Source organism: Acinetobacter sp. WCHAc010034 (assembly GCF_001696615.3).
GTDB lineage: Bacteria > Pseudomonadota > Gammaproteobacteria > Pseudomonadales > Moraxellaceae > Acinetobacter.
Window position 1 is genome coordinate 3,368,503 of sequence record NZ_CP032279.1, and the last position, 26,225, is coordinate 3,394,727.

Consider the following 26,225-nt stretch of genomic DNA (forward strand, 5'->3'; position numbering starts at 1 on the left):
AAACAGGCTTAACCGGAATTTGAAATTGAAAAGATTTTTGCTGGCATGCGGTTTGGGGTTGTGCTCAAGTCTTGCGCAAACCCAGACTGTAGAATTCAATGCCGCATCGCAATTTTCTGTGCCGGATATCGGCGGCGGTGTCGGGCTTTTAGACCAGCAAAAAGAAAAATCCATTGGCGAAAAAGTTTTCCGCGAAGTCAATAAGCAGATGCCTGTCACGCAGAATCCGTGGCTGGAAGACCGCCTGTTTGCGGTCTTTTCGCATATTCTCAGCCAGACGCAGCTGAATCAGCCGGTTGGGCTGCTGATTATCAATGACCCGCAAATCAATGCTTTTGCTGTTCCCGGCGGCCTGTTCGCCTTAAATACCGGTTTAATCAATTCTGCGCGCAATATGGATGAAGTGGCGGGCGTGATGGCGCATGAAATTGCCCATGTGACGCAGCGCCATTACAGCCGCTCGCAGGAGGCGTTTAAGGGGCAGGGCCTGCTGTCACTGGCGGGAATTCTGGTGGGCGCCTTGGTGGCGTCTCAGGCTGACGGTGATGTTGGGGCGGCGGTCATGCTGGGTTCGCAGGCGGCGCTGATGGATAAGCAGCTGACCTACAGCCGCAATCAGGAGCGTGAGGCGGACCGCATCGGCATGCAGTATATGTACGCCTCCGGCTATAATCCGCAAAGCATGGCGGATTTTTTTGAGGTGATGCACCGCGCGACCAGCAGCGTCAGCTTTTTGCCGGACTTCTGGCTGACCCATCCCTTAACCACGCAGCGCATGAGCGAGGCGCGATTAAGGGCGAACCAGCTGCCTAAGGTTAAGCCGAACCTGAACAACGATGATTTTGATGTCATTAAATGGTACAGCCGGGTGATTTCCGGGCAAGCCAATGAACAGCAGCTGCAGTCCTTGGCGGATCAAAACAGTTTTGCCGGGATGCTGGCGCTGGCGGCTTTTCAGGCGCAGCATGGCGATTATGCCGCGGCGCAGGCGGTATTGGAGCGTGCAAAAAAGCTGAAATCTGACCATGTGCTGATGACTTTGCTGCAAACCGACATTTATCTTGGGCAAAATAAGCTGGATGAGGCTTTAAGCGGCATCCGCCGCGCGGCGGCGGTTATGCCGGAAAGCCGCGCATTAAATTACAAATATGCGGAGGCGCTGATCCGCAATCAGCAGCCTGCTCAGGCGCAAAGCGCTGTGCAGCCGTTTTTGCGCAATAACCCGCGCGATGTCAATGGCTGGAGGCTGATGCAGCAGGCGGCGAATGCGGACAGCGCTTCGCCGTTAAGGCCTGTCAATGTCTTGCGCTACCGCGCTGAAGTTGAATTCTGGTCGGGCTATGAAGAAAATGCAATCAAGTCGCTGCTGCATGCGCAGCGTTTGGCGAAGGAAAACAAAGCCTTATTCGCAACAATTAATCAGCGCCTGAGCGTAATGCAGAAAGAGCGCCAATTGAAAATTTAGGGCGGCTTGGAAGTCAAGGCAGCCGGTTCTTAGACTAAAGAATTGGCATATAAGGCGCAGAGCTGCCGGTTTTTTATCTGTATGCGCGGCCTTTGAGATATGCGCTGAAAGCAGCTGGTGCTACAATGCGCCCTGCAGAGTTTTCTGATTTGATTACAAAGACTTAATAGATGAAAAGATTTATATTCGCAGTATTTGCATTGGGTTTGGGTGTGCAGCTGGCTTCGGCCGCCGGTGCGGAGCAGTATGTGCTGGCGGTGCAGCAGATCAATGAAAGCTACAAAAAAGACACGCGGGATTTTTTCAATACGCTCAATCCGATGCAGCAGGGCTTCAGCAGCGCGCAGCAGGCGAAATTTTGCGGAATTGTCAGCCAATATGCCGACAATCTGTATCAGGCAGCGCATGAGAACCGAGCCTATTTAGACCGTCAATATGCAGGCATTACTAAGCAGGATGTGATTAAGCAGGTAATGTCATCTAAAGAAATGCAGATGCTGAAAAAGTATAATGTGCAGTGCGATTTGCGCTGATTGAATTTTTATAATGCTGCGGAAGAACTGTCTTTGCAATTAAAGGCAGTTCAACGCTAAAGATAAGACTTTATTAGACAGGGATTAAGCAAGCTTGGCTTTAATTTTAGCTGAAACTTGTGCAGGATCGGCACGCCCGGCTATGAGCGGACGCAGAGAGTTCATCACCTTACCCATATCTTTCATGCTAGTAGCTTCTTGCGCAACAATAGTTTGCGCAATGATAGAATCAAGCTCTTCCTCAGTCATAGCTTCTGGTAGAAATTGAGAGAGAATCTCAATTTCGGCTTGTTCTTTACTAGCTAAATCTTCTCGGCCAGCGCCTTCAAAGGCTTTAACCGATTCTTTACGTTGTTTGATTTGCTTTTCAATGACCGCAAGAACCTGAGCATCGTCAAGCTCAATGCGCTCATCGACTTCAATTTGCTTGATTGCTGCCTGCAGACTGCGGATTACCGTCAACTTATTCATTTCTTTGGCACGCATGGTGGCCTTCAAAACATCAGTGATTTGGTTTTTTAAAGCAGTCATTTTATTGTCCAGGTTGAGTCAATCAATCACAAATTAATCTTAGTACAGGCGAGTAGTACGTACTGATTCGCGCGCCAATTTCTTTTGGTAGCGTTTAACAGCAGCAGCTTTTTTGCGCTTACGTTCTTGAGTTGGTTTTTCGTAGAATTCGCGTTTGCGAACGTCAGCTAAAACACCCGCTTTTTCGCAAGAGCGCTTGAAACGGCGGATGGCTACGTCTACTGGTTCGCCTTCTTTCAATTTAACTTGTGGCATGAAGAATCCTCATTAAGTTATGGATAAGATCTGAGCAGTATTGCCCGAGATCACAAGTGAAGGTCAGTATTTTACTCATTTACATCTCATATCACAAGCCTATAATAGGCCTTGCAATAGATTTGATACAGGTTATAGGCAGTTTAATGATCGTTTTAGGCTTAGAAACATCTTGTGATGAAACAGGGCTTGCACTGTATGACAGCGAGTTGGGTTTGCGCGGGCAAGTGCTGTATAGCCAAATTAAACTGCATGCGGAATACGGCGGCGTGGTGCCGGAGCTGGCTTCGCGCGACCACGTGCGCAAGCTGATTCCATTAATGAACCAGCTGCTGGAAGAAAGCCAAATCAAGAAATCCGAGATTGATGCAGTGGCCTATACCCGCGGCCCGGGCTTAATGGGCGCATTGATGACCGGCGCGCTGTTTGGCCGAACTTTAGCCTTTGCGCTGAATAAGCCGGCGATTGGCGTACACCATATGGAAGGCCATATGCTGGCGCCTTTATTGTCTGAAAAGCCGCCTGAGTTTCCGTTTGTGGCGCTTCTAGTGTCCGGCGGCCATACTCAGCTGATGGCAGCCTATGGCATTGGCCAGTATGAGCTGCTGGGCGAATCCATTGATGATGCCGCCGGCGAAGCCTTTGATAAAGTTGCCAAAATGATGGGACTGCCGTATCCGGGCGGCCCGAATATTTCCAAGCTGGCGGCCGATGGCGATATGAATGCCTTTGCATTTCCGCGCCCGATGCTGCATCAGGGCCTGGACTTTTCTTTCAGCGGCCTGAAAACTGCTGTTTCTGTACAGCTGAAAAAAGTTGCAGGCGAGGGCCGTGAAGCGGATATTGCGGCTTCATTTCAGGAAGCGCTGGTCGATACGCTGGTGAAAAAATCTGTAAAAGCCATGAAGCAGACAGGCTTAAAGCGTTTGGTGATTGCCGGCGGGGTAAGCGCCAACAAGCGCCTGCGTGAACGCTTGGAAGCAGATTTGGCTAAAATCCGCGCCCATGTGTTTTATGCCGAACCTGCTTTATGTACAGACAATGGCGCGATGATTGCTTTTGCGGGCTATCAGCGCTTAAAGGCGGGGCAGCATGATGGCTTGTCTGTGACGACTACACCGCGCTGGCCGATGACGGAGTTGACCAATCCCGCGGAAGCGTAGAAATTGAAAAGAGGCGGAAGCCTCTTTTTTATTGGGCGTTTAAGGCATTCAGATGCGGCAAATAAAAGCATCTGAAAGAAGGCCTGAATAAAACGGAAAATTTGAAATAAAAACCCCCGGCATCCTGCCGGGGTTTTCCGTATTGGTTCGCTCGGTATAGCTCCTGCCGTACCTTACAGTCCTTGTGCGTATCTATGTTCTTATTCTTATCTGGAGCATCCTGCTCTCTATGTCCCCATCATAGTAAATTGCAGAGGGGGCAGCATAGAGGCAAAGCGCCTGAATTAATGTGCGCCAGAGCGTACAATGCTGGCTTTTTTTTATTCCGCTCGTGGGGATTTTACTTATCCAAGATGGGGTGGGCTTTTTCTTTAGTATCCTGGCTTGCTGAACTGTTGCAGGCAGGTAGAAATATCAATAGAAGTATATGAAATTTATGCAATCTCATAGTGCACCTTTAGAGGATTTTAGCCTGCATTTTTGGTCAACTCTCTAAGCTGCAGCATGGTTTTTCTGGGTTTAAGCTGATTGTGTTCTAAGCCTAATCGCTAAATAATGGCACTGCTCCATTATTTAGCTTTTTAAGCGCTGCTTCAAAGAGCAAAAGGAATTACAGATTTTTCAGCTGCTGCGAACCAATCCAGTGCTTGGAAAACTGGTAAGCGGCGCGGCCCGAACGCTGCCCACGGGCCTGGCACCATCTTAAAGCTTCAGCGCGCGTTTCTTCCGGCATCGGCATATCCGCCTTAGCCAAATAGTGCGCCACAATTTCCAGATACAGCTTTTGATCCATCGGGTAGAACGACAGCCACAAGCCGAAACGGTCAGACAGTGAAATTTTTTCCTCAACCGCTTCCTGCGGGTGCAGTTCCGTATGCTGAGGCACATCGGCGCGGGTTACAGGCGTGTTCTCATGCATGAATTCCGGCAGCAGATGGCGGCGGTTGCTGGTGGCATAAATAATGAAATTGCTGGCGCCTGACTGCAGCGAGCCGTCTAAAACGCTCTTTAAGCTGCGGTAATTTTCATCTTCCGCATTAAAAGCCAGATCATCACAGTACACAATGAACTTTTCCGGGCGGCCGGCAATCAGTTTCTGAATTTCCGGCAAATCAGACAAATCATCCCGCTCAATTTCAATCAGGCGCAGCCCTTGCGCTTCATACTCGGTTAGCAGGGCGCGGACAATTGACGATTTTCCGGTGCCGCGCGAGCCTGTCAGCAAAACGTCATTGGCCGGCAAGCCTTGTAAAAACTGCAGGGTGTTTTGAATGACTTTGCCTTTCTGCTTTTCAATGCCTTTTAGGTCATCCAGATAAATCTTTTTCGGCTGCTGAATGGCTTTGAGCTGCTTGTCCTGCCATTTATAGGCCCCTGCGGAAAAATCCGGAGCCTGCCTGATTTCCGGCAGAGCCTGCTGCAGCTGCAAAAGCACATCAGAAAGAGATTTTAAAATATTATCAGGTAAATCAAGAGTTGCCATGAATATTCAGCTTGTGATTAATCGATGAATAGATGTAATTTTACAGCAACACTGTATAGTATTTCTGCATAATGTGCCAATTGATGCAAACTTTTAGCTATTGAACTGAAGGTTGAATTTTGCAACAGTTTCAGCAGATGAGAAATGCAATGTATAAAAAGCTAGCGCTGAGGGATAGATATGCTATTACAAGATTTCGCACGGGATATTAATCCGCATCAGGCGTACCGCATCAAAAAATTAAAGCGCCAGCTGGAAACTGCGGAAAGCTATGAGGAATGGAAAGATATTGCGCTGAAAATAGATGAAGAGTCGGGCGCGCAGGAGTGGAAGCTGGATAACCGCTCGCCTTATTTTGATGCGGAAATTATTGCGTACCGGCTGTCCTTCCTGAAGCGCTACAGGGCGCAAAAGCGCACGCGTGACCTGATGTACATGCTGAGCGAAGGCCTGACCTATGATATTGCCAACATTGCCCATCCGCTGCTGTTTTCCGTGACCTATGTCGGCACCAAAAAAATTATTGAAGATTATGTGGCTGAAGTCAGCGAAGGGCTGGCTTTTATTGCTTCAGAGCAGTGCGAATGCTTAACCGTGCAGGAAAAAATCGCGTTCTTTAAGCAGAGCCAGAAGGCTTTTGGCCAGCCGGCGCTGATGTTTTCAGGCGGCGCAACTTTAGGGCTGTTTCATACCGGCGTATGCAAAGCGCTGATGGAGCAGGATTTAATGCCTAAAGTGCTATCAGGCTCAAGCTCGGGCGCAATTATGACCGCGATGCTGGGCGTTTCCAAGCCTTCGGCCTTTATGGAGATACTGAAAGGGCAGAACTTTTACAGTGAGGCTTTCCGCTTCAGAAAGCTCAGCGACTTGCTTAAAGGCAATGGCGGCCTGGCGGATGTCCGCTATTTGAAAAAATTCCTGATGGAGAATTTGGGTGACATGACGTTTGCGGAGGCGCAGCAGGCTTCCGGGCTGAATATCAATATTGCCGTCGCGCCTTATGACGCTTCGCAGGATGCGCGCATTATGAATGCCTATACATCTCCAGACTTGCTGGTCTGGAGCGCTGCGCTGGCGTCCTGCGCGGTGCCTATTTTATTCCCGCCGGTCAGGCTGACCAGCAAGCGCTATGATGGGGAATACACGCCCTATATGGCGGCGACCCACTGGGTGGATGGCAGCGTGCGCAGCGACTTCCCGCAGGAAAAAATGGCGCGCCTGTACAATATTAATTACACCATTGCCAGCCAGGTCAACCCGCACATTGTGCCGTTCATGCAGGATGAAGTTTCACGCTTCCGCAAAGACATGCTGAGCTGGCCGGAGCGCATTATCCGCAGGCAGGGCAAGGTCATTACCAAAGGCGTGATGGACTTTGCCCGCGAGCGGGTCGGCAAGGTGCCGCCGGTGCGCCGCCTGCTGGATCACGGCTATGGCGTGGTGGACCAGCTTTATTACGGCAATGTGAATATTGTCGGCAACCACAGCCTGCGCCACTACAGCTATATGCTGCAGAATCCGCGCCCGTATTTGTTTAAAATTCTGCAGCGTGAAGGCGAGCGCGCAACATGGCCGAAAATTTCACTGATTGAAATCCATGCGCGCGTAGGGAAAACCATTCAGCACTGCCTGGAGCTGCTGAATTACCAGAATGCGCCAGATCAGCAGCATGCAGAATACATTGCAATTTAATGAGCGCGCGCTGCAGTCTGCACAGTTTGTTTTGAAAACCAAGGCCAGAAGCCTGTCTTTTGGCCGGAGGCTGTATCAGTTTCAGGCTGCGGAGGATGGCTTGGGCGGCGCGCAGCCGCTGTTTTGGCTGAAAGCGCAGCGCTCCAGTGATTCATCCAGCAGCCCGGTTCATTATTCAGCGCAGGCGGAAGCCGGCTTTCAGCATGAGTTAAGCTTGTATCAGGCGCTGCAGCGCCAGCGCGCCGGCTTTCTGCTGCCTTTTCAGATTATTCAAGCCGATTGCTTAAATGCTGCAGAAGCGCTGTATCCGCAGGCATTGATCTTGCCGGATGCGCAGCCGCTGTTCAGCATTGACCCGCGGCGGCTGAGCGCCGCGCAGATTCAAGCGAAGCTGCTGCATGCGGCGGATGCGCTGGATCAGCTTGCGCAGCTGGGCTGGCTGCATGCAGATATCAAGCAGGAGCACTTTGTGCAGCATGCAGGGCAGGTCAGGCTGATTGACTTGGAGCAGGCGCAGTCCATTCATGCGCCGCCTCCGCCTGTGCTGAATGCAACACCGCGCTATATGGCGCCGGAATTGTTTCAGGGGTGGCCGAAAAGCCTGCAAAGCGATCTTTATGCGTTTGGCATTGTGCTGTATGAATGGCTGACTGGACAGCGCCTTGAGGCGCTGCATTATGAAGATTGGGCATATTTGCATTGCCAGCGCTTAAATATTGATCTTCCTCAGCAATTCCGATGCTTTCAGCCTATGCTGCTGGCCATGTTGGCCAAGCGAAAAAGTCAAAGAATGCGTGATTTTTCCCAAGTAAAAACACGCTTAATCACTGAAATTGCTTAGAAAAAATACAAAAAACACAATTTTGTTTTTTATTTAAGCAAACAAGGCGCTTTTTTATAAAAAGTGCTTGTCATGCCCAGGTGATCTCTATAATATACACAGCCATCGGGGACGTGGCGAAATTGGTAGACGCACTGGATTTAGGTTCCAGCGCCGCGAGGTGTGAGAGTTCGAGTCTCTCCGTCCCCACCACTTAAAGCTTAAGCAATAGTTTGAGTATTAAGTTACAGAGGATTGGTGTAATGGTAGCATGACGGTCTCCAAAACCGTTCGTCAAGGTTCGAATCCTTGATCCTCTGCCAAGTTTTAAAAAGTCTGATGTTATATCAGCACCCTGATGGGGACGTGGCGAAATTGGTAGACGCACTGGATTTAGGTTCCAGCGCCGCGAGGTGTGAGAGTTCGAGTCTCTCCGTCCCCACCATCAAATATTAAGCTGGATCAAAAACAAGCTTAATGTTGTAAAAACTTCAATGTTCAGTTGATGTTTTTAAAAAATAAAGTCCAATGCAAATTGGCATCCTAAATGGGGATGTGGCGGAATTGGTAGACGCACTGTGTTCAGGTCGCAGCGCCGCAAGGTGTAAGAGTTCGAGTCTCTTCATCCCCACCATCAGGTATCAGGCAAAGTCAAAAAAGACTTTTTATTGAAGAATATTCAATGCTTGGCTGGTGTTTTTGGAAGTTTAAGCCCAATGCAAATTGGCACCCTAAATGGGGATGTGGCGGAATTGGTAGACGCACTGTGTTCAGGTCGCAGCGCCGCAAGGTGTAAGAGTTCGAGTCTCTTCATCCCCACCAAATTTAAAAAAGCAAGGCATAGCGCCTTGCTTTTTTTATTGCCTGAAAAAAAGTGGCTTGATAGCAAAGAGCGGGGGGAATGACAGGCGCCTTTATCTGAGCCACGATGAGCTGTTCAGGCATTTTGGCTTCCATCGTTTTTGGCTATTCAGGGTGGAGCGCTGCTTTTATCTGCATCTGCAGAAGCGGGAGAATAAAGTTTAGCCGAAGAAGCATCTTGCTGCGCTTAAGCGGTATTCTCTGCAAAAAAAAAGCAGTTCATTTTAAGCGCTGCCTTGCGCGGCGGATAAAGCCGCCATTGTTCCAATAAGCCTGCAATTGTAAAAAATAAAAAGCCGGCCAATTGCCCAATTGACCGGCATGATGCATTTGAATGCGGTGTTTTTAAAAATCCATTTTTTCTCGATCAAAGCTTGGGCGCTGTTAAGCCTTTAAGTGGTCCTCAAATTCTTCGCCCAGCTGCATGGCTAAAGCATTGCCTGCAAGGTCGCAGGTGACCAGTCCATATTCCTTTTTAAAGCTGAAGCTGAAACCGCGGTTATCCGCCAAGGTGCGGACGTTGTATCCTAATTTTTCCAGCCAAAGCCGGAAGGCGATAAGGTTTTTTGCTTTAACCACTTTTTTCACGAGCGAACTCCTTATTCATTGTTAGATATTTAATAGGGGTGTTTAAATATCTTTTAAAGGGCCAATTTCCATATTTTTTATAAATTATTTACTTTTGATTAAAAAATAAACCTGCTGATGCGGAAGATTGGGCTGAAGTTTTGCTAAATGATTGATTTTAATTTAGATGAATATAATGTAACGAATTATGATGGGTGTTTAGGAGGTTAAGATAAATTGGAACGGTGATTGCATTTTGGGTTGTTATGGGAAAGCGCGGTTTTTTGTTTATGTAAGCAAATATATTTTTCATAAACTGACTTTGGAGGTGATGAAATTATAGTTTGAACCATTTTCTTTTTGCTCATTTAATTGCTTATAAAATTCATATAATTATTTTTACTTTTGTTATTGCTGTTTTTTTGACTGAACAGAAGATCATATAATTTCTTCTAAGTAAATAAAATCATTGTATATATTTTGAAGAAAATTAAACACTGCTATAATGTGCTGGATTTAGCTTTTATATAGATTAATGTTAATTAATACTTCTATTTTTTTGGGGTGGCAATGCTAAATAATACTTCTATTTTTTTTTGGGCGGTTTTGGGGTTAACGCTTTCGAGTGCAGTTGGGGCAGCCTCTATAAGCGTTAAAAATGATCGGTTGGGCTATCTGATTCAGCGTGTAGATTATCAGCGCATAGATGATTCAATTGAGAAATCTGAAAATCAGCTTTTAGGGCGCGCAAGCTGGAATATTCAATGCTGGGTAAAAGCTGGTGAAGACACCAAAATTTGCACCATGCGCAAGAATCATATTACGGTTATGCGCATGAATGATCATTACAGCTTGAGTGTAGGCATGAAACCGGCAAAAAATTCGATTACTGTGCTGACAGTGGACGACAACAGCGCTTTGCAGGCGCGAGAAGGCTTATACCGTGACGCGCAGCCGATTATTGATCAGTTCAAGCGCGGCGCTCAAGTCAAAACCGAGTTTAAGGCATCCAATACAGCGAAAACGGTGATGAATGAAATTTCACTGGTCGGCTTTACGGATGCATTTAATGACATGCAGCAGCAGTACAGCAGGCTGGACAGCTTCGATCCGCTGCGCCGGCTCTAAGGCGCCATTTGACAGCGCGGGGCGCAATCCACTTCCAAGCCGTTTATTGCCAGTTCGCAGGGCAAATGCATTCCATGTCGCTGAACGGAATGCATTTGCCTGAAGCAAGGGACTTTGCTGTGCGGCATAGCGCATTTAAAAATTATCTTTCCATTCTCTCAGGCGCTGGAATTCTTCAGCGCTGTCTGCGCGGATAAACGGGTTGGTTTCCAGCTCCAGTTCAATGGTGCTGGGCAGGGTGCATTGCCCCAGCATACGCTGGGCTTCGACCCGGTCAAAGCGTTCCTGAAGCGCAAGATTGTCCGGTTCCGCCTGGCGCGCAAACTGCGCATTGGCCAGGGTATATTCATGCGTGCAGTAGACTTTTGTGCGCGCCGGCAGGGCAGCCAAGCGGGAAAGCGAGGCGTACATCTGCTGATGCGTTCCCTCAAATACGCGGCCGCAGCCCATGGCGAACAGCGTATCGCCGCAAAACAGGACATCCAAAGCATCGATAAAATAAACAATGTGGCCCAGGGTATGCCCGGGAACCGCAATGATATCGACATTCAGGCCATGAAATTCAAACTTGTCTTGATCTTCCAGCGGCAGGCTGATGCAGGGGATCTTGCTCAGTTCACCGCGCGGGCCATAAACCGGAATATTGCGGCTGGCGATCAGTTCCGGCACGCCGCCAATATGGTCTTTATGCCAATGAGTCAGCCAGATCTGCGCCAGCTTCAGCTGATGCGCGCTGCAGTACTGCTCGACTAAGCCGGCTTCGGTCGGGTCAACCGCAATAACTTCGCGGGAAGCCTCATGCTCCAGTAGCCAAATGTAGTTCTGCAGTGAATTTTTGACGTCTATGCAGTGGATTTTAAAAGACATAGGGCAAACTTCTGATCAGCTTTAAATTATCTTTTAAGGTAGCACGAATTGATTGGGTTGAATAATGTTGCTGCCCGCCATGCATTGCCGCGGCGGGCGCGCAGGAATCCCGGGCTTATTCTGCAGCGTCCGCGTCTACAGCGCTGACCGCTTCGCCAATGGTGTAAAACTGGCCGCCTGCCACATGATGCAGGCTTTTCCATTCATCGCCGGCATCCTGATAATGCCAGCGCCCATCACGGAAAATGCGCTCATCGGCATAGGCGCCGATGACTTTGCCGATGAATAAATCATGCGCCTGCTGATTATGCGGTTCCGGAATCAGCTCGCATAACAGCCAAGCCGCGCAGCCTGCGACTGCTGGAATCTTGGAATGCGGGAAATTGAATAACTCCACCCCGCATTGGCGCAGTTTTTCCGGCGCATCGTTCAGGCTGATCATGCCGAGCGCATAGACCATTTTCAGTTGCCTGAGCGTGGGCACCTGCAGCGCAAAGCAGCCGGAATTTTCAATAATCCTGCGTGTTTTTGAACTTTTGTCCAAGACCACAGTCACTTTGGCGGGGCTGAATTCCAGAGCGCAGGCCCATGCGGCGGTCATCACGCCGGTATCCTGATGGTCTTGGGCAGAGACAAGAACTGTCGGGCCATGATTCAGCAGGCGGTAAGATTTTTCTAATTCAACGGGCAGAAGATGATTAAGCATGATGTTGAGCCTGTATATATTTAAAACTCGCCGGAATACGCTATCCGGATACGAAATATACAAAAAATGAATGGAGGTTAATCTATTGAATATATAGACATCGTCATTACAAAACAATCATAAGCAGCCGCTGGAGTGCAGGCGTATAATATAAAAATGAGATTGAAGGAAAGAACATGAACATGCCGGTCGTGCTGAATATAGCCATTTTTATTGCGCTGTTAATCTTGCTTGCGCAAACACATAGAACGCAGTGGAGCCTGTCGAAAAAAGTATTTGCAGGCCTTGGGCTAGGGGTGGCTTTTGGCTTGGGGCTGCATGCGCTTTACAGCGATTCGCCGGCTGTTTTAGCCGAGTCGATGCAATGGTTCAACATTGTCGGCAACGGCTATGTGAAGCTGCTGCAAATGGTGGTGATGCCGCTGGTTTTTATTTCTATTCTTGGCGCAGTAGTGCGCCTGCATGATGCCAGCTCTTTGGGCAAAATCAGCTTTTTAAGCATCGGCACGCTGCTCATCACCACGTTTATTGCGGCGCTGGTCGGGGCGGCTGTGACCAACCTGTTCGGGCTGACGGCTGCCGGGCTGGTGCAGGGCACGCAGGAAACTGCGCGCCTGGCGCAGCTGAACGCAGACTATATGGCGAAAGTGACCGACCTGAATGTGCCGAATTTTGTGCTGTCATTTATTCCAAGCAACCCTTTTGCTGAGCTGACGGGCGCCAATCCCACTTCCATTATCAGTGTGGTGATTTTTGCGGCGCTGCTGGGCATGGCGGGCCTCCAGCTGATGAAGGACGATGCGCCTAAAGGGCAGCGTGTGCTGGCGGCGATTGAAACCCTGCAGGCTTGGGTGATGAAGCTGGTGCGCCTGGTGATGCTGCTGACCCCGTATGGCGTATTTGCCCTCATTACCAAAGTGGTGGCCAGTTCAAAACTGGCGGATATCCTGAATCTTGGCGGCTTTCTGGTTGCATCCTATATCGGGATTGCGCTGATGTTCGCCGTGCATGCGCTTATTTTGGCGATGACCGGCATCAATCCGGTTAAATTCTTTAAAAAAGTCATGCCGGTGCTGGCTTTCGCCTTTACCAGCCGCTCCAGCGCAGCCAGCATTCCGCTGAATATTGAAGCGCAGACCCGGCGCATAGGCGTGCCGCAGTCGATAGCCAGCTTTTCGGCTTCATTCGGCACCACCATTGGCCAAAACGGCTGTGCAGGGCTGTATCCAGCCATGCTGGCGGTGATGGTTGCGCCGACGGTCGGCATTAACCCGCTGGACCCGCTGTGGATTTTAACTCTGGTTTGCGTGGTCACGCTCAGCTCAATCGGTGTTGCCGGCGTTGGCGGCGGGGCGACCTTTGCTGCCTTAATCGTCTTGCCGATTATGGGCCTGCCGGTCACGCTGGTGGCGCTGCTGATTTCAATTGAACCGCTGATTGACATGGGGCGCACAGCGCTGAATGTCAGCGGCTCAATGACTGCGGGCACAGTTACCAGCCAGCTGCTGGGGCAAACCAACAAGACAGTTTTTAATCAGGATGATGTAGATTTAACGCAGGTTTAAAGCCACAATCAGAACGCACGGTTAAATTTTAAAAGCCAATACTGCAGTATTGGCTTTTATTTTTAAAGATGATGAATAATGATAAATCAGCAATCAGGACTGGAAAAAACAGATGAAAATGTATCAGGTCGATGCCTTCAGCGCGCAGCTTTTTAAAGGCAACCCCGCTGCCGTGATTGTGCTGGATCAGTGGCTGGATGAAGCCTTAATGCAAAGCATTGCCATGGAAAACAACCTGTCTGAAACGGCGTTTGTCAAAAGGTTGCATGCGGAAAATGACGGCGAAAACACGGATGGCGAAAGCTATGAAATCCGCTGGTTTACGCCGGCCACGGAAGTTGACTTCTGCGGCCATGCCACGCTTGCGGCCAGCTATGTGCTGTTTAAGGACTATACTGCAGCCAAAACAATTCAATTTCATGTGAAGAATTTAGGCATATTCACCGTTCAGCAGGCGCAGGACGGCAAAATTAAAATGAATTTCCCGGTGCGCCGCGCAGAGGCTTTAGCGGTTTATCCCGATTTGCTGAGGCAGGCGCTGAGCAAGTCGTTCAAGCAGGTGTATTTAAATGCGCAGGCTTATATTGTGGAATATGAAACGGCGCAGGATGTGCTGGATGAGCAGCCGGATTTTGAACTGCTGAAGCAACTGGGGCGCATCCGCACAGCCATTACTGCATCTGGGCATGGCGCAGCTATGGATGTCGCAATTACCGCTTTGGGCCAGCAGTATGACTGCGTATCGCGCTATTTTGCGCCAGCCAACGGCATTAATGAAGATCCGGTGACCGGCTCAATCCATACCGGCATTGCGCCGCTTTGGGCGGAAAAGCTGGGCAAAACGGAATTGCTGGCCTATCAGGCGTCTGAACGCGGCGGAGAATTGCACTGCGCCATGCTGGAAAATGAACGTATTGAAATTTCAGGCTATGCCAAGCTGTATATGCAGGCTGAGATTTATCTGGATGCGCAGTAAAATTGCGCCCTGACCGCATCCGCTTGCAGCTGCCGGCGCAATATCCGGCAGCATCTTAAAAAAACACTTTATATAATGAGAATCATTCTCTAATATTGTCTGCATAACAAATTTACATTCTTTATTATTGGAAATATCAAGTTCATGCGTTTTAAACAGCTTACACTTTCACTTTTTTTTCTCGGTTTCAGCAGTGCGGTTTTTGCTCAGCCTGTTTTGGTTAAAACAGAGCAGAATATTGAAGAATATAAATTAGACAACGGTTTCCGCATCATTCTTGCGCCTAACGATAAAGAAAATAAAATTTTCATGAATACGGTGTATATGACCGGCTCGCTGAATGACCCGCAAGGCAAGGGCGGCTTGGCGCATCTGCTGGAGCATTTGGCGTTTAAAGGCACGCAGAATGTCAAAGGCGAAGAATTCCAGCGCCGGCTGGATCAGCATACTTTATCGGCCAATGCCAGCACAGATTATTATTCAACCAAATATACCAGCCTGATCCGCCCGGAACAGGCTGCGATTGATGCCGTGATTCATCTGGAAGCGGAGCGCATGGATAAGCTGGTGCTGCAGGAAAAATACGTGCCTTCAGAAATCGCGATTGTAAAGCGCGAGCGCGAAGTGCGCCTGGATCATCCCTTTGCTGTCCTGATTGAGCAGATTTTTAAAAGCGCATACGGCAATCAGCATTTAGGCCGCCTGCCGATTGGCGATCTGAAGGAGCTGCAGTCGATTAATATGCAGGAGCTGAACAAATTCTACCGCAGCTGGTATGCGCCGAATAATGCAGTGATGGTGCTTTCAGGCAAGTTTGACAAGGCCGCGGTGCTGAAGCAGATTGATGCGCAGTTCAGCCCAATTGCTGCGCGCGCCGTGCCTGCGCAGGCTGCGGTGCCTAAGCTGGACGGCAGCAAGCTTAAGCAGCGCCAGTTCAGCGTGCAAAAAGGCAGCGACTTGGCCAAATTCAATATCTATCTGAATGGCGCAGATCAGCCGATTGTGCCTGCTTTGGCGGCATCACCGGCGCTGTATACCCTGCAGCCGAGCGGGCATTTATATCAAAGCATCGTAGAAACGGGTTTGGCGACGGGCACATCGGCATCGACTTGGCTGGACCGCGACTTTAATCTGGTATTTATGGGCGCGGTTTATGCGCCGAACCATGACGCTGCGCGGGTGCAGAATGAACTGAACAAAGGCGTGGAGCAAAGCAAGGGCTTTAATGAAACCGAGCTGAACCGCATCAAGGGCATAACCCGCAATCAGGCGGACAGCATTAAGAATAACGCCGCGGCTTTAGGCTCACGCCTCAGCGATTACTATGTGGCGCGTCAGGGCGACTGGACGCAGTATTTCAAGGATTTAGAGGATATTCAGCAGCTGACGCCGGCGGATGTAAATCAGGTCTATAAGGCTTTCTTAAAGCCTGAGCACCGCATAACCGGCGATATTCTGCCGACGCCGGAAGAGCAGAAAAAGGCGCTGGCGCAGAAAAAGCCTGAACCTGCAAAACCGCTGGATCAGCAAGCAGCTGCAGAGGAGCCGTTGAAGGACGCAAGCGTTTATAAGGCTGAAGTGCAGCAATATGTGCAGCAGTCTAAAGCCTATCTGGAGCAAAAAGAAAAGCAGATTCAGCGCGGCAAGCTGAAAAACGGCATTCAGTATGCGCTGTTCCCGACAACAATCCGCGATGATAAGACTTATGCGTCAATTTCACTGGATTTCGGCACAGCGGAATCGCTGATGAATAAAGATGTGACTTTGGATTTGACCGCTTATTTGCTGTTCCGCGCTTCTGAGCAGCAAAGCCTGCAGCAGATTGCGGACAAGATCATTGAATCAGGCGGGTCTGCCAGCGTCAGCGCCAGCGGCAATGGCTTTAACATGCAGATTTCCGCTAAAAAAGACCAGTTTGAGGATTTCTTCAAATATATCCTGAATGTGATGAAAAGCCCGGCCTTTGAGCAGGCGCAGTTTGATTTGATTAAGTCGCAAAGCCTGGCCAGCCTGGACCGCCCATATACCGAGCCGGACACTGTGGCTGCTTTAACGCTGGCGCGCTTGCTTGAAACGCATCAGCCAGGCGATTTGCGCTATCACTTTGAGCCAGAGCTGGCGAAACAGCAGTATCAGGCCGCCACGCGCGAACAGGTGCAGCAGCTGTATCAGCAGTTCTTTAAAACCAATCACGCGAATATTGCCATTAGCGGCGAGTTTGACGCCAAGCGCATGCGGAAGCTGTTAACAGCCGAATTTGGCAGCTGGAAAACAGCAGAGCCTTATGCGCGCCTGAACGATGGCTATACGGCCTATAAGGCGCAGAAAGTTCATGCGCTGTCAGAACAGCGCGAGTTCGGCAGCTATCAGGCGTTATTGACCGTGCCTGTGGGCAGCGATAATCCAGACATGCCGGCGCTGCAAGTCTTCCGCCATATTTTGGGCGATTCGCAGCTGTCTTCACGCCTGGCGCAGGAGCTGCGTGAAAAGAATGCACTGGTTTACGGCTTTGGCGCAAATATGAACTTTGACAGCTGGACAGAGTCCGGCGCGCTGATGATCAGCGCGAATTATACGGCGGGCAAATCTGCACAGGTTTCGCAGACGGTGCATCAAGTGCTGCAGGCTTTATTGGACAAGGGTGTGACGGAGCAGGAGCTGGAAGCTGCAAAGGCGTCTATGCTGAAAAAGCGTGTAACTGCTTTGGAAGATGAACGCCGTATTCACAGCATGCTGATCCCTCAGCTTGAAAAAGGGCGTGATTTGCTTGACCGTGAAAAGCGTGATCAAGACATTGCGAAATTAACCAAGGCAGATGTCGATGCTGCGATTAAGAAATATATCCGCGTAGATCAGCTGGTTGAAGTGATGGCGGATCAGTATGGACAGGCGCAGGCTGCTGTGAAAAAGTAACTCAGCTTGAGGGTAAAAGTGCCTAAACAGAAAGAGCCGGTCAGCTAGCTGACAGGCTCTTTGCTTTTGTTTTGTACAGAAAAGGCAGATTATTCATGCGCTTTTAAGCTTGAGCGCCTGCATTGCCTTATTTTTCCTTTAAAACGCTTAATGCCTTTGCTGAGGTTATTCTACTCAACTGCGGGGCAGCAATCGCCCCGCAAGGCTTTAAAGCTCAGTGCTTGTGGTCGTGATCGTGTTTATTGGCGTGAAATTCTTCATTGTGGCGGAAGCGCAAATAGTTCTCGAACTGTTCGCAGTATTCATCATAATTGTCTTCCAGCATCATCTGAAACTGCTGCAGCACATAGGACATAACCTGTTCTTTGGCTTCGCGCATTTCCTCGCCGTCTTTAAAGCCGTTGGCAGCGACCCAGGTATTGAAGCGGGCGGTAGCGAACAGCATGGCAGCGCTGACTTGGCCGCGCATTTCAGCCGGCTTGACGGAAGAACCTTTTTCAACACGGCAAAATTCATTGGCTAGCTTGATAAATTCATCTGCGCGTTCAAAGAATGCCGCATTTAACGCTTCTTCTTCGGTGACATCGGTTGCTTCAATCTTTTGAACCATGAATTTTTCCTGACATGAAAATCTTAAAGGCTAATTATAGGCAAAGCCTTGCAGAAACAAAACCATTGACTTAATCTAAAAATAGCCTAAGCATAAATGGAATCCTTCATGCAAGATGCAATTGCGGTACAAAGCTTAAAAAGCGACATCGCCTTGCTGCGCCAGAATATCTGGCCGCCGGCAAATTTAGCCAATGTCGAAGGCTTGCCGATCTATTACGGCATCCAGTCCGAAGTCGCTGAATACTATAAGCAATGGGCTGGCCTGATTGAGCGGGCGCAGGAGCTGTTTCAGCCCTTTATGGAAGATGAGGCCATCGACGCCGTGCATTTGCCCAGCCATTTGAACCTGCCGCTGTTTTATTTTCATGTCGACCGCATCCGCATTAATAAAACCCGCGCCAAAGAGTCCAAAACGTTCCGCGGCATTGCCAGCCTGATGGACAAATGCGGCAAGTTTGAAACCGGGGAAACCGCAGCCATGCATCACTGGCTGGACAGTGATGACACCGCGGTTTTGGTTGCGCACCGTGAGTTTATTGACCTGCGCACTTATGTATTCCAGTACGGGCAAAGCGAATATACCCGGACGCGGTTCTATGTCAATGGCATTGTGCTCAGCGTTGAAGATGACTTTAAACTGGTGGATGCCCGCGACAAGCCCCGCAAGCAGCGCAATGACAGCTACAGCGACCCTCTGGCGGACAATAACACTTGGAAAGTTTTCGGAAAATACCGCTAGCTGAACTATCCGCAGCGAATCGGCAGGCAGATGAAATGGCCGGCTTCCAGTTCAGGAGCAGGCCGATACGGATCGTAAAAAAGCTGAGGGCTGTCCCGCATTGCCGTGATGGAAAACGCGTGGCATAAATGCCGCACGCGAGTATCTGAAGTTTATTTTATTCAGCTATGGGGCAGCAATATGAGGCTAGCGCTACTTCCAGAAGCACTGCGCTTGGCAAAATGCGGTTAACTCCTGCTGAATCTGCTGTTCGATATGATGCTGCTCAGCTGCAATCCAGCCCAGCACAAACCAAGACTGCGGCTGCTGGCTGACGCTTTTTTCAAACAGCGCCTGCGCTACAGTCAAGTCATTAAAGCGGCCCAGGCTTTCCTGCAAAGGCTTCAGCGCTTTCAAATACGGCTTCATTGCGCTTTGCGGATAAAGCGAGGCGATAAATTCCACGCTGTAGCGCAGGCGCTTGACGCGTTTGCGCAGGCGGTGCTTTTCTTCAGCCTGCAGCTGCTCAAATGCGCTTTCCGCTTGGCAGATCTGCTGATGCATTTTATTCAGCTGCTTGCGGCTCTGCTTTTTCAGCCTGCTTTTGCCGTCTTGCGGCTGGTGCGAAAACTCAATCAGTTCAAGCAGCAAAAGGGTAGTTTTGGGCGCCCTGAACAGCGCGCTGATATCTTCTTCAACCGCTTCGGCCTGCGCGGGCAGTTCTGAAACAGGCGAGCCGGCCAGCTGCAGCTGCGGAATTAAGCTTGCCGCCAAAGCATCACGGTCGCGGGTTGCGCCCAATTGCCTGAACAGTTCGGCCAGCTGATCCTGCCAAGCCTGCGTATCGCGGCCGGCCCATTGCCCAAAGGTTTTCAATGCGCTGCGCATGCGCCGTATCGCGACGCGCGCCTGATGCACATGGCCGGCTTCATACTGCTGGCCGGCAATTGCGCTGGAATTCGGCAGCAGATGCTCAAGGCAGTTGGCAATGATTTTTGCCAGCGCCGCGCCAACATGGTCATCCGCATGCAGCGCCAAGCTGCTTTGATACTGCACCGGCGCAGCCTGAAGCGCCTGCTGCAGCATCTGGCCTTTCAAGGCTTTGCTGCTGCTGTCCAGCCAGATCTGGTATTTTTCAACCCACGGCTGCACCGACTGAATCAGCGCATGAATGCTGCCTTGCTTGAGTTCAAATTCAATTTCATTTACTGGTGCGCTGCGCTGGCCGGCAATGATTTCGCCTTGGTCAAAAGCCAGTTCAATTTCGCTGTCCGCAATTTTCTGGATAAAGCGCTGGCGCTGTACCCGGGTTTCAAACTGAAGCTGCAGCGGGTTTTGCGGCTGAAGCACCGGCTCCAGCAGCTTTTTCAGCTTCGCATCCTGCAGGTACATTGCAAGGTCAATAGCTGCGGGTTCCTGTTCGCCCAGCTCAGATTCTATTTCTAGGCGTTCAATGGCGTTTTTCGGCGCTTTCAGCGTCTGCATCCAGGTGTGATTTTCCAGACGCTGCCGGAGCGCAATTTTGCGCTGCTGCAGGCAGCAGTCTGCGGTGTCGAAATATTTGGCCTGAAGCTGTACAGTTTCAGGCTTTTTACGCTGAAAGGCGAGGCAGAATGCTTTGTGCTTTTGTGCAGGAATTTGAAATTTAAGCTCAATTTCTGACATAGGGAAAGCCTTGCGTAGACGAAGTCACAAAGCTGACTATAAAGCAGTTTGCTTAAAAAATAAACACTGAAGATCAGCCCAGCAAGCCGGCTGAAGCGCCTGCAGCAACGCGCGGCATTACTTCAAGAACTTCCGGCTGACCAAGAACTGCTCGGTCGCTTCCAGCAGTTTCTGCGCATAAACTTCCTGCTTTGCAGTCAGCCAGCCCAGCACAAACCAGTCGCTGGCTTCAAGTTCGGTCTGCTGAATATAGACTGCCGATGAGGCTAAGATCTGATATTCATTGGCCGCCAGTTGGGCATCATTCAGCGCCTTGCTGTATTTCTGCAGATTTTTGACATCATAGATTGAGGTTAAAATCGGGAAGCTGAATTTCAGTTCCTGAATTTTTAAAGCTAGCGTGTCCAGGCTTTCAAAATCCGTTGCGGTGGCGCCATGCAGGCTTTCCTGCAGGGCTTTGTACTGATTCTGCAGGGTATTTTGCGCAAACCATTTCAGGTCATGCGGTTGCGGCTGGTCATCGGTATTCAGGCTGAACATCAGCAGTTCTAAATAGTGATGCACATTTAAAGTGGATTTGACCAGATTCTGCAGCTTTTCTTTGGCGAAAAGAATGTCTTTAGCCAGATTTTCAGAGGTTGTGCGGTTCTGCAGAAAGGCGCCCAGCGTATTCTGCATATGCTCGAAATGCTGCAGCTGGCTGAACTGCTGCCTGAAGGCTTCCAGCTGATAGCCCCATTTGTCTGAAATATCCGCATTCCAGTCTTTAAACAGCGACAGGGTCAGCTGCAGATGATGCAAGGCCTGCTGCGCTTCATCAATATGCGCCTGTTCAGCCGTCTGCGCAGACATGGCGGCGATATTCGGCAGCAGGTGCTGCAGCTGCTGCGCCACCAGCAGGCGCAGGTTTTTATTGGCTGGATCTTTTTTGCTGAGCTGGAATTCCTTGGCTTTGACTGCCGGGCTGGCCGGCTGCTGCAGCGCCAGCAAATTGCCCAGTTCGGCCTTGCTGCGCACATCCAGCCACAGCTGATATTTCTTCACCCATTCAGCGCTGAACGCCAGCAGCGCCTGAATTGAACCGCTTTTCAGCTCAAACTCAACTTCATGCACTTGCTGTTCCGCATGCGCAGTGCGGATGCAGCCGACATCCAGGCTGACTTCAATTTCCGCATCCTGAAATGCAATGACGCGCAAGGTGCGGACAATATCCGTTTCAAACTGCAGCGTCAGCTGGTCCTGCCTGCCGCCCAAGGCATCCTGCAGAATAGCCTGCGCTTCAGGATGCTGGCTGTAAACCGCCAAATCCAGATCGGGCGCCTGATCCAGCTCGCCTAAATCCAGATTGTGCTCAAAGCGCTCAATCGGGCTTTTTCCGGCCGCCTTCAGGGTCTGAATCCAGCGCGCGCCTTCCAGCCGCTGGCGCAGGGCGGCATGCTTTTGCGCCATCAGGCGCTCAGCAGTGTCGTAATACTTGGCTTTCAGTTGAAGCTGCTGTGACTTTTTGGGATCAATCGCCTTCAGCAGCGCCGCGCGGCGCGCTTCAGGGATTTGAAATTTCAATTCAACTTCGACCATGGGTATGTCCTAATTCTTCATTTGGATTGCAGCGCTAAAACGGCGCAGCCTTGACGGCGCATAGCGCTTAAAAACAGTTCCTGGCGCAAAAATGCGCGTGTAATTTTTTAAAGCCTGATTTTAACCAAAAACCAAATGCATGTAAGGCTTGACGATGCAGATAAGCCGGTTAATTGCGCAGAGATTGGCAAAGCCGCTTCCAGGCTGGCTATGCCTGCATGGCCTGAAGCCGGTGTTCAGCGTGCCCTTGGCGCTGATCAGATCTGCCTTTTCATGGCCTGAAATTTGCGCTATGGTGTGGAAAAAACATCAGGATGATGACTATGAATGCTCAAGCGCCAGTTCCGGCGGATCAGCAGCCCGAAGCGCCGGCCGCCATGCCAATTCAAAACTATGCGGATTTTTACCGTTTTTATTTAACCGAGCACCGCAATATCATGAGCCGGCGCCTGCATGTTGCGGGCAGCGCCGCTGGCCTGTACTTTTTTTCTAAAGCCCTGCGCCGGCGCCAGCCCAAGTATTTTCTGTATGGCCTGGCATCCGGCTACGCTTGCGCATGGATTGGCCATTTTGTTTTTGAAAAAAATAAGCCCGCCAGCTTTAAGCAGCCGCTGTACAGCTTTATTTCTGACTGGCGCATGCTGGCCGATGTTGCGCGCGGCAATTTGAGCCTGCTGGAGCGCAGCCGGGATAAAATTGACAGCTGATGCCGGCGCGCTGAATGCAGGACGAAAGCGCTGAGGAATTGCAGATCCGCCTTAACCGGCGGATTTTAATTTTTTGCTGAAATATAATCAGAACTTAAGCGCTAAGCCGGAGAAATGATATTGCATTTTTAAAGTTATTGTTCTAATAATGTTCCTGTTGCATTCAAGATGATAGATTTTAAAGTTTTCCAAGCCTAGAGCGACCTTCTCTAGGCTTTTTTTATTGCATGGAACAAAAAAAGATTATCAGGCCAATGATTTGAAAATAGAAAAATACTAGGTGATGGATTTAAATAGGGCAGGCCTTTTGATGGTTTATACGTTTCCCCGTACGCTTAACATAAACCATCAAAAGACCTAATATCGCGCTGATTTGATTATTATTAAGTATTTATCGTTATAGTTATGCATGTCATTTTACGTTTTTAAGGCTGCTGCGCTATCCCCAGAATTGGGTATTTTTCTAACAAAAGCAGGAAAAAGCAGTTTATTTGATGCAAGCTGCTGGCCAGGCAGCGTAGCGTTCTATTTCACTTGAGAAGTGCATATTCTTGGCCCGGTTCCGCGCAGTTCAGCCTATAATAGCCCTAAGTTTGATTCAGTGACTGTTAATATGCGCGGTTTATACCTTATCACCAATGATGATCCCTTGGCTGTGCTGCTCCCGAAATTGGACGCCGCTTTGGCGCCGGGCGCAGTTAAAATTCTGCAGTACCGCCGTAAAAAAGTGCTTAAGGCAGATCAGCCTGATGAAGTGGAGCAGATCAAGGCGCTTTGCGAACGCCATCAGGTGCCGTTTGTGATTAATGATGACTTGGCGCTGGCTGCGCAGTTCGGGCTGGGCGTGCATTTGGGCCAAAGCGATGGTGAAATCCGTGACGCTGCGCAGGGCTTGCAGCCGGGTGCGATTATTGGCCGCACCTGTGAAAACTCAATGCAGCTGGCTGAGCAGGCGATTGCCGATGGCGCCAGTTATGTGGCCTTTGGCGCCATTTATGCGACCAGCACCAAGCCGGAAGCGGGCAAGATCGGCTTGGAAGCTTTAAAGCAGGCTTCCGCCAAATTTGACCTGCCGATTTGCGCCATTGGCGGCTTAACGGTTGAAAACTCAAGGATCGTGCTGGAGTCCGGCGCAGACCTCTGCGCCGTGATTAGTGATATATTAGGCAAAACAGCCGAAGATATTCCCGCGCGCGTTCAGGCATGGGCGGACTTATTTGCGCAAACGGCATAAACGCTTTTACTTTATTACTTTTAGATATTTCAGTTGAGTGATTTCATGAGCTTATCTCCAAAGCAAGAACAATTGTTTAAACAGGCCAGCAAGCATATTCCTGGCGGTGTGAACTCGCCTGTGCGCGCGTTTAACAGTGTGGGCGGTACGCCGGTATTTATTGAAAAAGCTCAAGGCGCTTATCTTTATGACGTAGACGGCAAGCGCTATGTGGACTATGTCGGCTCATGGGGGCCAATGATTTTAGGCCATGCGCAGCCGGATATTATCAAGGCGGTGCAAACCGCTGCTGTAGACGGCTTGAGTTTTGGCGCGCCGACGGTGCATGAAACCACGCTGGCCGACATTATCTGTGAAATTATGCCGTCAATTGAGCTGGTGCGCATGACCAACTCAGGCACTGAAGCGACCATGACGGCGATCCGCCTGGCGCGCGGCTATACAGGCCGTGACAAAATTGTGAAATTTGAAGGCTGCTATCACGGCCATTCAGACTCGCTTTTGGTGAAAGCCGGTTCAGGCCTGCTGACCAACGGCGAAGGGGAAGCGACTTCTGCGGGCGTGCCGGCGGACTTTGCCAAGCATACTTTAACGCTGCCGTATAATGACATTGCGACTTTAAAGGAATGCTTCGCTAAATTCGGTTCTGAAATTGCCGGCGTGATTGTTGAGCCTGTGGCAGGCAATATGAATCTGGTGAAGCCGGTGGACGGTTTCCTGCAGGCGATCCGCGATGTCTGCGATGAGCACGGTTCAGTCTTTATTATTGATGAAGTGATGACCGGTTTCCGTGTTGGCTTAGGCGGCGCGCAGGCGCACTACAATGTTAAGCCGGATTTGACTACGCTGGGCAAAATCATTGGTGCAGGCCTGCCGGTCGGCGCATTTGGCGGCAAGCGTGAAGTTATGGAATGCATCGCGCCATTGGGCAAAGTTTACCAAGCAGGCACACTTTCCGGCAATCCGCTGGCAATGCGCGCAGGCATTGAAATGTTCAAGCATCTGCGCCAGCCGGGCTTTTATGAAGCGCTAACAGCTAAGCTGGAAGGCTTGCTGGCTGGCCTGCAGGCAGCTGCGGATGAAGAGGGCATTGCGTTTAAGACTCAGCAAGTAGGCGGCATGTTCGGCCTTTACTTTACCGATCAGGACGACATTACCAGCTTCGACTCCATGCTGAAATGCGATGTGGATGCATTCCGCAAGTTCTTCCACGGCATGCTCAGCCGCGGCGTGAATCTGGCGCCTTCCGCTTTTGAAGCAGGCTTTATTTCCAGCGCGCATAGCGATGAAGACATTGCATTTACGATTGAAATGGCGAAAGAAACATTTGCGGAAATGAAAGCTTAAAAGCGGTTAAGCTCTTTAGGCTAAAGCCCGCGGCGCGATGCTGCGGGCTTTTTTGTTTTCATGTTTTTTAACTTTTCCTAACGGCAGGTGATTCAGGCTTTTTAGCGTAAGCGCATTAAAAACTTTAGCTTAGAAAGCATTTCTAAGCTAAAGTTTATAAAAGCGTGGAGCTTTGATTGAAAAATAAGCGTGGAACGTGAATAATAATTAAAAAGCAGTTTCAAGGTGCTGAACCCTGGAACAGCCTTGACTAAGGTGTTGATGTTTATGAATAAATTTCAAGAATTTCGCATAGCGTGTATTATGTTAATTTTAGAGAAAATTAAAAATATAAAAGGGAATTAATATGGAAATTGATTTCAAGGTTAAATCCGTTTCAGGCTTAATTGGATCTTTAAATATTCAAATTATTCCTACTGATCTAAATAGAAATGCCAGTTGTCTAAATTCGATCGTAATTAATGAAGTTGCCTTTTCGTTGGTTGAAAATTTTTTTAATAGGAATAAGGAGGAATATTTTCATTGGGGAAATACCTATATTAGTTCTGAAACGATTGGAGGTATCGTTAAAGATTTATACTATTTTCATAGTTTTATAGCTAAAAGTAATAAATTTGACAGAACATTGAAACTGATCTTTAGTGAGGAGACAGAGTTTTTTGACGAGAATTTTTTAAGTTTGAAGCCTAAAGTCTTAATTATGATCAGTGAAATAATTAATTTTCTAGAAAATATTGAGAATCAAAAAGATGGCATTACAGTTCTTGGTGTTTAAGAAGCAAATTAGCATGGGCTGTTAATTCGTATTGTGTTAATTTTAGAAATATTTAATAGCTGGA

General features: G+C 49.4%; 23 protein-coding genes and 5 tRNA genes. 19 read left to right on the forward strand and 9 right to left on the reverse strand.

Annotated features, from left to right (window positions below):
* Positions 1-25: 25 nt before the first annotated feature.
* Together BEN74_RS17805 and BEN74_RS17810 are read left to right on the forward strand one after the other, a co-directional pair.
* The gene (locus BEN74_RS17805; protein ID WP_068910894.1) at positions 26-1,465 is read left to right on the forward strand and encodes a M48 family metalloprotease; all 1,440 of its coding nucleotides are present in this window, start codon (positions 26-28) and stop codon (positions 1,463-1,465) included.
* A gap of 170 nt (positions 1,466-1,635) precedes the next feature.
* Positions 1,636-1,998: a hypothetical protein gene (locus tag BEN74_RS17810; protein WP_068910755.1), complete on the forward strand. Its 363-nt coding sequence runs from the start codon at positions 1,636-1,638 to the stop codon at positions 1,996-1,998.
* Positions 1,999-2,082: 84 nt separating this feature from the next.
* Here the strand turns inward: BEN74_RS17810 and BEN74_RS17815 are convergent, their stop codons facing one another.
* Together BEN74_RS17815 and rpsU are read right to left on the reverse strand one after the other, a co-directional pair.
* Positions 2,083-2,529: a GatB/YqeY domain-containing protein gene (locus BEN74_RS17815; protein ID WP_068910756.1), complete on the reverse strand. Its 447-nt coding sequence runs from the start codon at positions 2,527-2,529 to the stop codon at positions 2,083-2,085.
* A gap of 39 nt (positions 2,530-2,568) precedes the next feature.
* Entirely contained in the window at positions 2,569-2,784 is a 216-nt protein-coding gene (gene rpsU / locus BEN74_RS17820) for a 30S ribosomal protein S21 (RefSeq protein WP_001136722.1), read from the reverse strand.
* A 146-nt stretch (positions 2,785-2,930) separates the two neighbouring features.
* Between rpsU and tsaD the strand changes: the two genes are divergently transcribed.
* Positions 2,931-3,947 carry a tRNA (adenosine(37)-N6)-threonylcarbamoyltransferase complex transferase subunit TsaD gene (gene tsaD / locus BEN74_RS17825; protein ID WP_068910757.1) on the forward strand — a complete coding sequence of 339 codons (1,017 nt, stop codon included), beginning with the start codon at positions 2,931-2,933 and terminating at the stop codon, positions 3,945-3,947.
* 610 nt (positions 3,948-4,557) lie between these two features.
* Here tsaD and BEN74_RS17830 read toward each other — a convergent pair.
* Positions 4,558-5,430, reverse strand: coding sequence for an ATP-binding protein (locus BEN74_RS17830; protein ID WP_068910758.1), 873 nt, complete (start codon positions 5,428-5,430; stop codon positions 4,558-4,560).
* Positions 5,431-5,610: 180 nt separating this feature from the next.
* Between BEN74_RS17830 and BEN74_RS17835 the strand changes: the two genes are divergently transcribed.
* From BEN74_RS17835 to BEN74_RS17865, 7 genes are all read left to right on the forward strand, one after another.
* Positions 5,611-7,122 carry a DUF3336 domain-containing protein gene (locus BEN74_RS17835; RefSeq protein WP_068910759.1) on the forward strand — a complete coding sequence of 504 codons (1,512 nt, stop codon included), beginning with the start codon at positions 5,611-5,613 and terminating at the stop codon, positions 7,120-7,122.
* On the forward strand, positions 7,100-7,963 hold the full coding sequence (locus tag BEN74_RS17840; protein ID WP_068910895.1) for a protein kinase domain-containing protein: 864 nt from the start codon (positions 7,100-7,102) through the stop codon (positions 7,961-7,963). The genes BEN74_RS17835 and BEN74_RS17840 overlap by 23 nt, the downstream gene beginning before the upstream one ends.
* Positions 7,964-8,070: 107 nt before the next feature.
* Positions 8,071-8,155: transfer RNA gene (locus BEN74_RS17845), tRNA-Leu, on the forward strand.
* Between the two features lie 36 nt (positions 8,156-8,191).
* A tRNA-Trp gene (locus BEN74_RS17850) sits at positions 8,192-8,265 on the forward strand.
* A 37-nt stretch (positions 8,266-8,302) separates the two neighbouring features.
* Positions 8,303-8,387, forward strand: a tRNA-Leu gene (locus tag BEN74_RS17855).
* Positions 8,388-8,491: 104 nt separating this feature from the next.
* Positions 8,492-8,576: transfer RNA gene (locus BEN74_RS17860), tRNA-Leu, on the forward strand.
* 103 nt (positions 8,577-8,679) lie between these two features.
* Positions 8,680-8,764, forward strand: a tRNA-Leu gene (locus BEN74_RS17865).
* Positions 8,765-9,187: 423 nt separating this feature from the next.
* Here BEN74_RS17865 and BEN74_RS17870 read toward each other — a convergent pair.
* Positions 9,188-9,391 carry a hypothetical protein gene (locus tag BEN74_RS17870; RefSeq protein WP_068910760.1) on the reverse strand — a complete coding sequence of 68 codons (204 nt, stop codon included), beginning with the start codon at positions 9,389-9,391 and terminating at the stop codon, positions 9,188-9,190.
* 549 nt (positions 9,392-9,940) lie between these two features.
* On the opposite strand from BEN74_RS17870, the gene BEN74_RS17875 reads away from it, so the two are divergent.
* Entirely contained in the window at positions 9,941-10,498 is a 558-nt protein-coding gene (locus BEN74_RS17875) for a hypothetical protein (RefSeq protein ID WP_162898207.1), read from the forward strand.
* A 135-nt stretch (positions 10,499-10,633) separates the two neighbouring features.
* On the opposite strand, the gene gloB is transcribed toward BEN74_RS17875, so the two are convergent.
* Together gloB and BEN74_RS17885 are read right to left on the reverse strand one after the other, a co-directional pair.
* Positions 10,634-11,365: a hydroxyacylglutathione hydrolase gene (gloB, locus tag BEN74_RS17880; RefSeq protein ID WP_068910762.1), complete on the reverse strand. Its 732-nt coding sequence runs from the start codon at positions 11,363-11,365 to the stop codon at positions 10,634-10,636.
* Between the two features lie 115 nt (positions 11,366-11,480).
* Positions 11,481-12,071, reverse strand: a complete 591-nt coding sequence (locus tag BEN74_RS17885; protein WP_068910763.1) for a flavin reductase family protein — start codon at positions 12,069-12,071, stop codon at positions 11,481-11,483.
* 176 nt (positions 12,072-12,247) lie between these two features.
* On the opposite strand from BEN74_RS17885, the gene BEN74_RS17890 reads away from it, so the two are divergent.
* The 3 genes from BEN74_RS17890 (at position 12,248) to BEN74_RS17900 (ending at position 17,525) form a co-directional block, all read left to right on the forward strand.
* The gene (locus BEN74_RS17890) at positions 12,248-13,636 is read left to right on the forward strand and encodes an L-cystine transporter (RefSeq protein WP_068910764.1); all 1,389 of its coding nucleotides are present in this window, start codon (positions 12,248-12,250) and stop codon (positions 13,634-13,636) included.
* 112 nt (positions 13,637-13,748) lie between these two features.
* Positions 13,749-14,612: a PhzF family phenazine biosynthesis protein gene (locus BEN74_RS17895; protein ID WP_068910765.1), complete on the forward strand. Its 864-nt coding sequence runs from the start codon at positions 13,749-13,751 to the stop codon at positions 14,610-14,612.
* Positions 14,613-14,756: 144 nt separating this feature from the next.
* Positions 14,757-17,525, forward strand: coding sequence for a M16 family metallopeptidase (locus BEN74_RS17900; protein WP_068910766.1), 2,769 nt, complete (start codon positions 14,757-14,759; stop codon positions 17,523-17,525).
* Between the two features lie 214 nt (positions 17,526-17,739).
* Here the strand turns inward: BEN74_RS17900 and BEN74_RS17905 are convergent, their stop codons facing one another.
* The gene (locus tag BEN74_RS17905) at positions 17,740-18,135 is read right to left on the reverse strand and encodes a DUF3144 domain-containing protein (RefSeq protein ID WP_068910767.1); all 396 of its coding nucleotides are present in this window, start codon (positions 18,133-18,135) and stop codon (positions 17,740-17,742) included.
* A gap of 108 nt (positions 18,136-18,243) precedes the next feature.
* Here BEN74_RS17905 and BEN74_RS17910 point away from each other — a divergent pair, with 108 nt between their 5' ends.
* Entirely contained in the window at positions 18,244-18,876 is a 633-nt protein-coding gene (locus BEN74_RS17910; RefSeq protein WP_068910896.1) for a hypothetical protein, read from the forward strand.
* A gap of 192 nt (positions 18,877-19,068) precedes the next feature.
* On the opposite strand, the gene BEN74_RS17915 is transcribed toward BEN74_RS17910, so the two are convergent.
* Together BEN74_RS17915 and BEN74_RS17920 are read right to left on the reverse strand one after the other, a co-directional pair.
* Complete coding sequence (locus BEN74_RS17915; protein WP_068910768.1) at positions 19,069-20,520, reverse strand: CHAD domain-containing protein; 1,452 nt, start codon at positions 20,518-20,520, stop codon at positions 19,069-19,071.
* 117 nt (positions 20,521-20,637) lie between these two features.
* Positions 20,638-22,098 (reverse strand): inorganic triphosphatase, encoded by a 1,461-nt coding sequence (locus BEN74_RS17920; protein WP_068910769.1) that lies wholly within the window; start codon positions 22,096-22,098, stop codon positions 20,638-20,640.
* Positions 22,099-22,421: 323 nt separating this feature from the next.
* On the opposite strand from BEN74_RS17920, the gene BEN74_RS17925 reads away from it, so the two are divergent.
* The 4 genes from BEN74_RS17925 (at position 22,422) to BEN74_RS17940 (ending at position 26,161) form a co-directional block, all read left to right on the forward strand.
* Positions 22,422-22,805, forward strand: a complete 384-nt coding sequence (locus BEN74_RS17925) for a DUF962 domain-containing protein (RefSeq protein WP_068910770.1) — start codon at positions 22,422-22,424, stop codon at positions 22,803-22,805.
* Positions 22,806-23,418: 613 nt separating this feature from the next.
* Complete coding sequence (thiE, locus tag BEN74_RS17930) at positions 23,419-24,039, forward strand: thiamine phosphate synthase (protein WP_068910897.1); 621 nt, start codon at positions 23,419-23,421, stop codon at positions 24,037-24,039.
* 45 nt (positions 24,040-24,084) lie between these two features.
* Complete coding sequence (hemL, locus tag BEN74_RS17935) at positions 24,085-25,386, forward strand: glutamate-1-semialdehyde 2,1-aminomutase (protein WP_068910771.1); 1,302 nt, start codon at positions 24,085-24,087, stop codon at positions 25,384-25,386.
* Positions 25,387-25,732: 346 nt separating this feature from the next.
* Positions 25,733-26,161, forward strand: coding sequence for a hypothetical protein (locus BEN74_RS17940; RefSeq protein WP_068910772.1), 429 nt, complete (start codon positions 25,733-25,735; stop codon positions 26,159-26,161).
* Positions 26,162-26,225: the final 64 nt, after the last annotated feature.

Excerpts from the sequence above, each read along its gene's own strand:
- BEN74_RS17810 (WP_068910755.1), top strand. The coding sequence starts at position 1,636 with ATGAAAAGATTTATATTCGCAGTATTTGCATTGGGTTTGGGTGTGCAG.
- BEN74_RS17815 (WP_068910756.1), bottom strand. The coding sequence starts at position 2,529 with ATGACTGCTTTAAAAAACCAAATCACTGATGTTTTGAAGGCCACCATG.
- rpsU (WP_001136722.1), bottom strand. The coding sequence starts at position 2,784 with ATGCCACAAGTTAAATTGAAAGAAGGCGAACCAGTAGACGTAGCCATC.
- tsaD (WP_068910757.1), top strand. The coding sequence starts at position 2,931 with ATGATCGTTTTAGGCTTAGAAACATCTTGTGATGAAACAGGGCTTGCA.
- BEN74_RS17830 (WP_068910758.1), bottom strand. The coding sequence starts at position 5,430 with ATGGCAACTCTTGATTTACCTGATAATATTTTAAAATCTCTTTCTGAT.
- BEN74_RS17835 (WP_068910759.1), top strand. The coding sequence starts at position 5,611 with ATGCTATTACAAGATTTCGCACGGGATATTAATCCGCATCAGGCGTAC.
- BEN74_RS17840 (WP_068910895.1), top strand. The coding sequence starts at position 7,100 with ATGCAGAATACATTGCAATTTAATGAGCGCGCGCTGCAGTCTGCACAG.
- BEN74_RS17875 (WP_162898207.1), top strand. The coding sequence starts at position 9,941 with ATGCTAAATAATACTTCTATTTTTTTTTGGGCGGTTTTGGGGTTAACG.
- gloB (WP_068910762.1), bottom strand. The coding sequence starts at position 11,365 with ATGTCTTTTAAAATCCACTGCATAGACGTCAAAAATTCACTGCAGAAC.
- BEN74_RS17885 (WP_068910763.1), bottom strand. The coding sequence starts at position 12,071 with ATGCTTAATCATCTTCTGCCCGTTGAATTAGAAAAATCTTACCGCCTG.
- BEN74_RS17890 (WP_068910764.1), top strand. The coding sequence starts at position 12,248 with ATGAACATGCCGGTCGTGCTGAATATAGCCATTTTTATTGCGCTGTTA.
- BEN74_RS17895 (WP_068910765.1), top strand. The coding sequence starts at position 13,749 with ATGAAAATGTATCAGGTCGATGCCTTCAGCGCGCAGCTTTTTAAAGGC.
- BEN74_RS17900 (WP_068910766.1), top strand. The coding sequence starts at position 14,757 with ATGCGTTTTAAACAGCTTACACTTTCACTTTTTTTTCTCGGTTTCAGC.
- BEN74_RS17905 (WP_068910767.1), bottom strand. The coding sequence starts at position 18,135 with ATGGTTCAAAAGATTGAAGCAACCGATGTCACCGAAGAAGAAGCGTTA.
- BEN74_RS17910 (WP_068910896.1), top strand. The coding sequence starts at position 18,244 with ATGCAAGATGCAATTGCGGTACAAAGCTTAAAAAGCGACATCGCCTTG.
- BEN74_RS17915 (WP_068910768.1), bottom strand. The coding sequence starts at position 20,520 with ATGTCAGAAATTGAGCTTAAATTTCAAATTCCTGCACAAAAGCACAAA.
- BEN74_RS17920 (WP_068910769.1), bottom strand. The coding sequence starts at position 22,098 with ATGGTCGAAGTTGAATTGAAATTTCAAATCCCTGAAGCGCGCCGCGCG.
- BEN74_RS17925 (WP_068910770.1), top strand. The coding sequence starts at position 22,422 with ATGAATGCTCAAGCGCCAGTTCCGGCGGATCAGCAGCCCGAAGCGCCG.
- thiE (WP_068910897.1), top strand. The coding sequence starts at position 23,419 with ATGCGCGGTTTATACCTTATCACCAATGATGATCCCTTGGCTGTGCTG.
- hemL (WP_068910771.1), top strand. The coding sequence starts at position 24,085 with ATGAGCTTATCTCCAAAGCAAGAACAATTGTTTAAACAGGCCAGCAAG.
- BEN74_RS17940 (WP_068910772.1), top strand. The coding sequence starts at position 25,733 with ATGGAAATTGATTTCAAGGTTAAATCCGTTTCAGGCTTAATTGGATCT.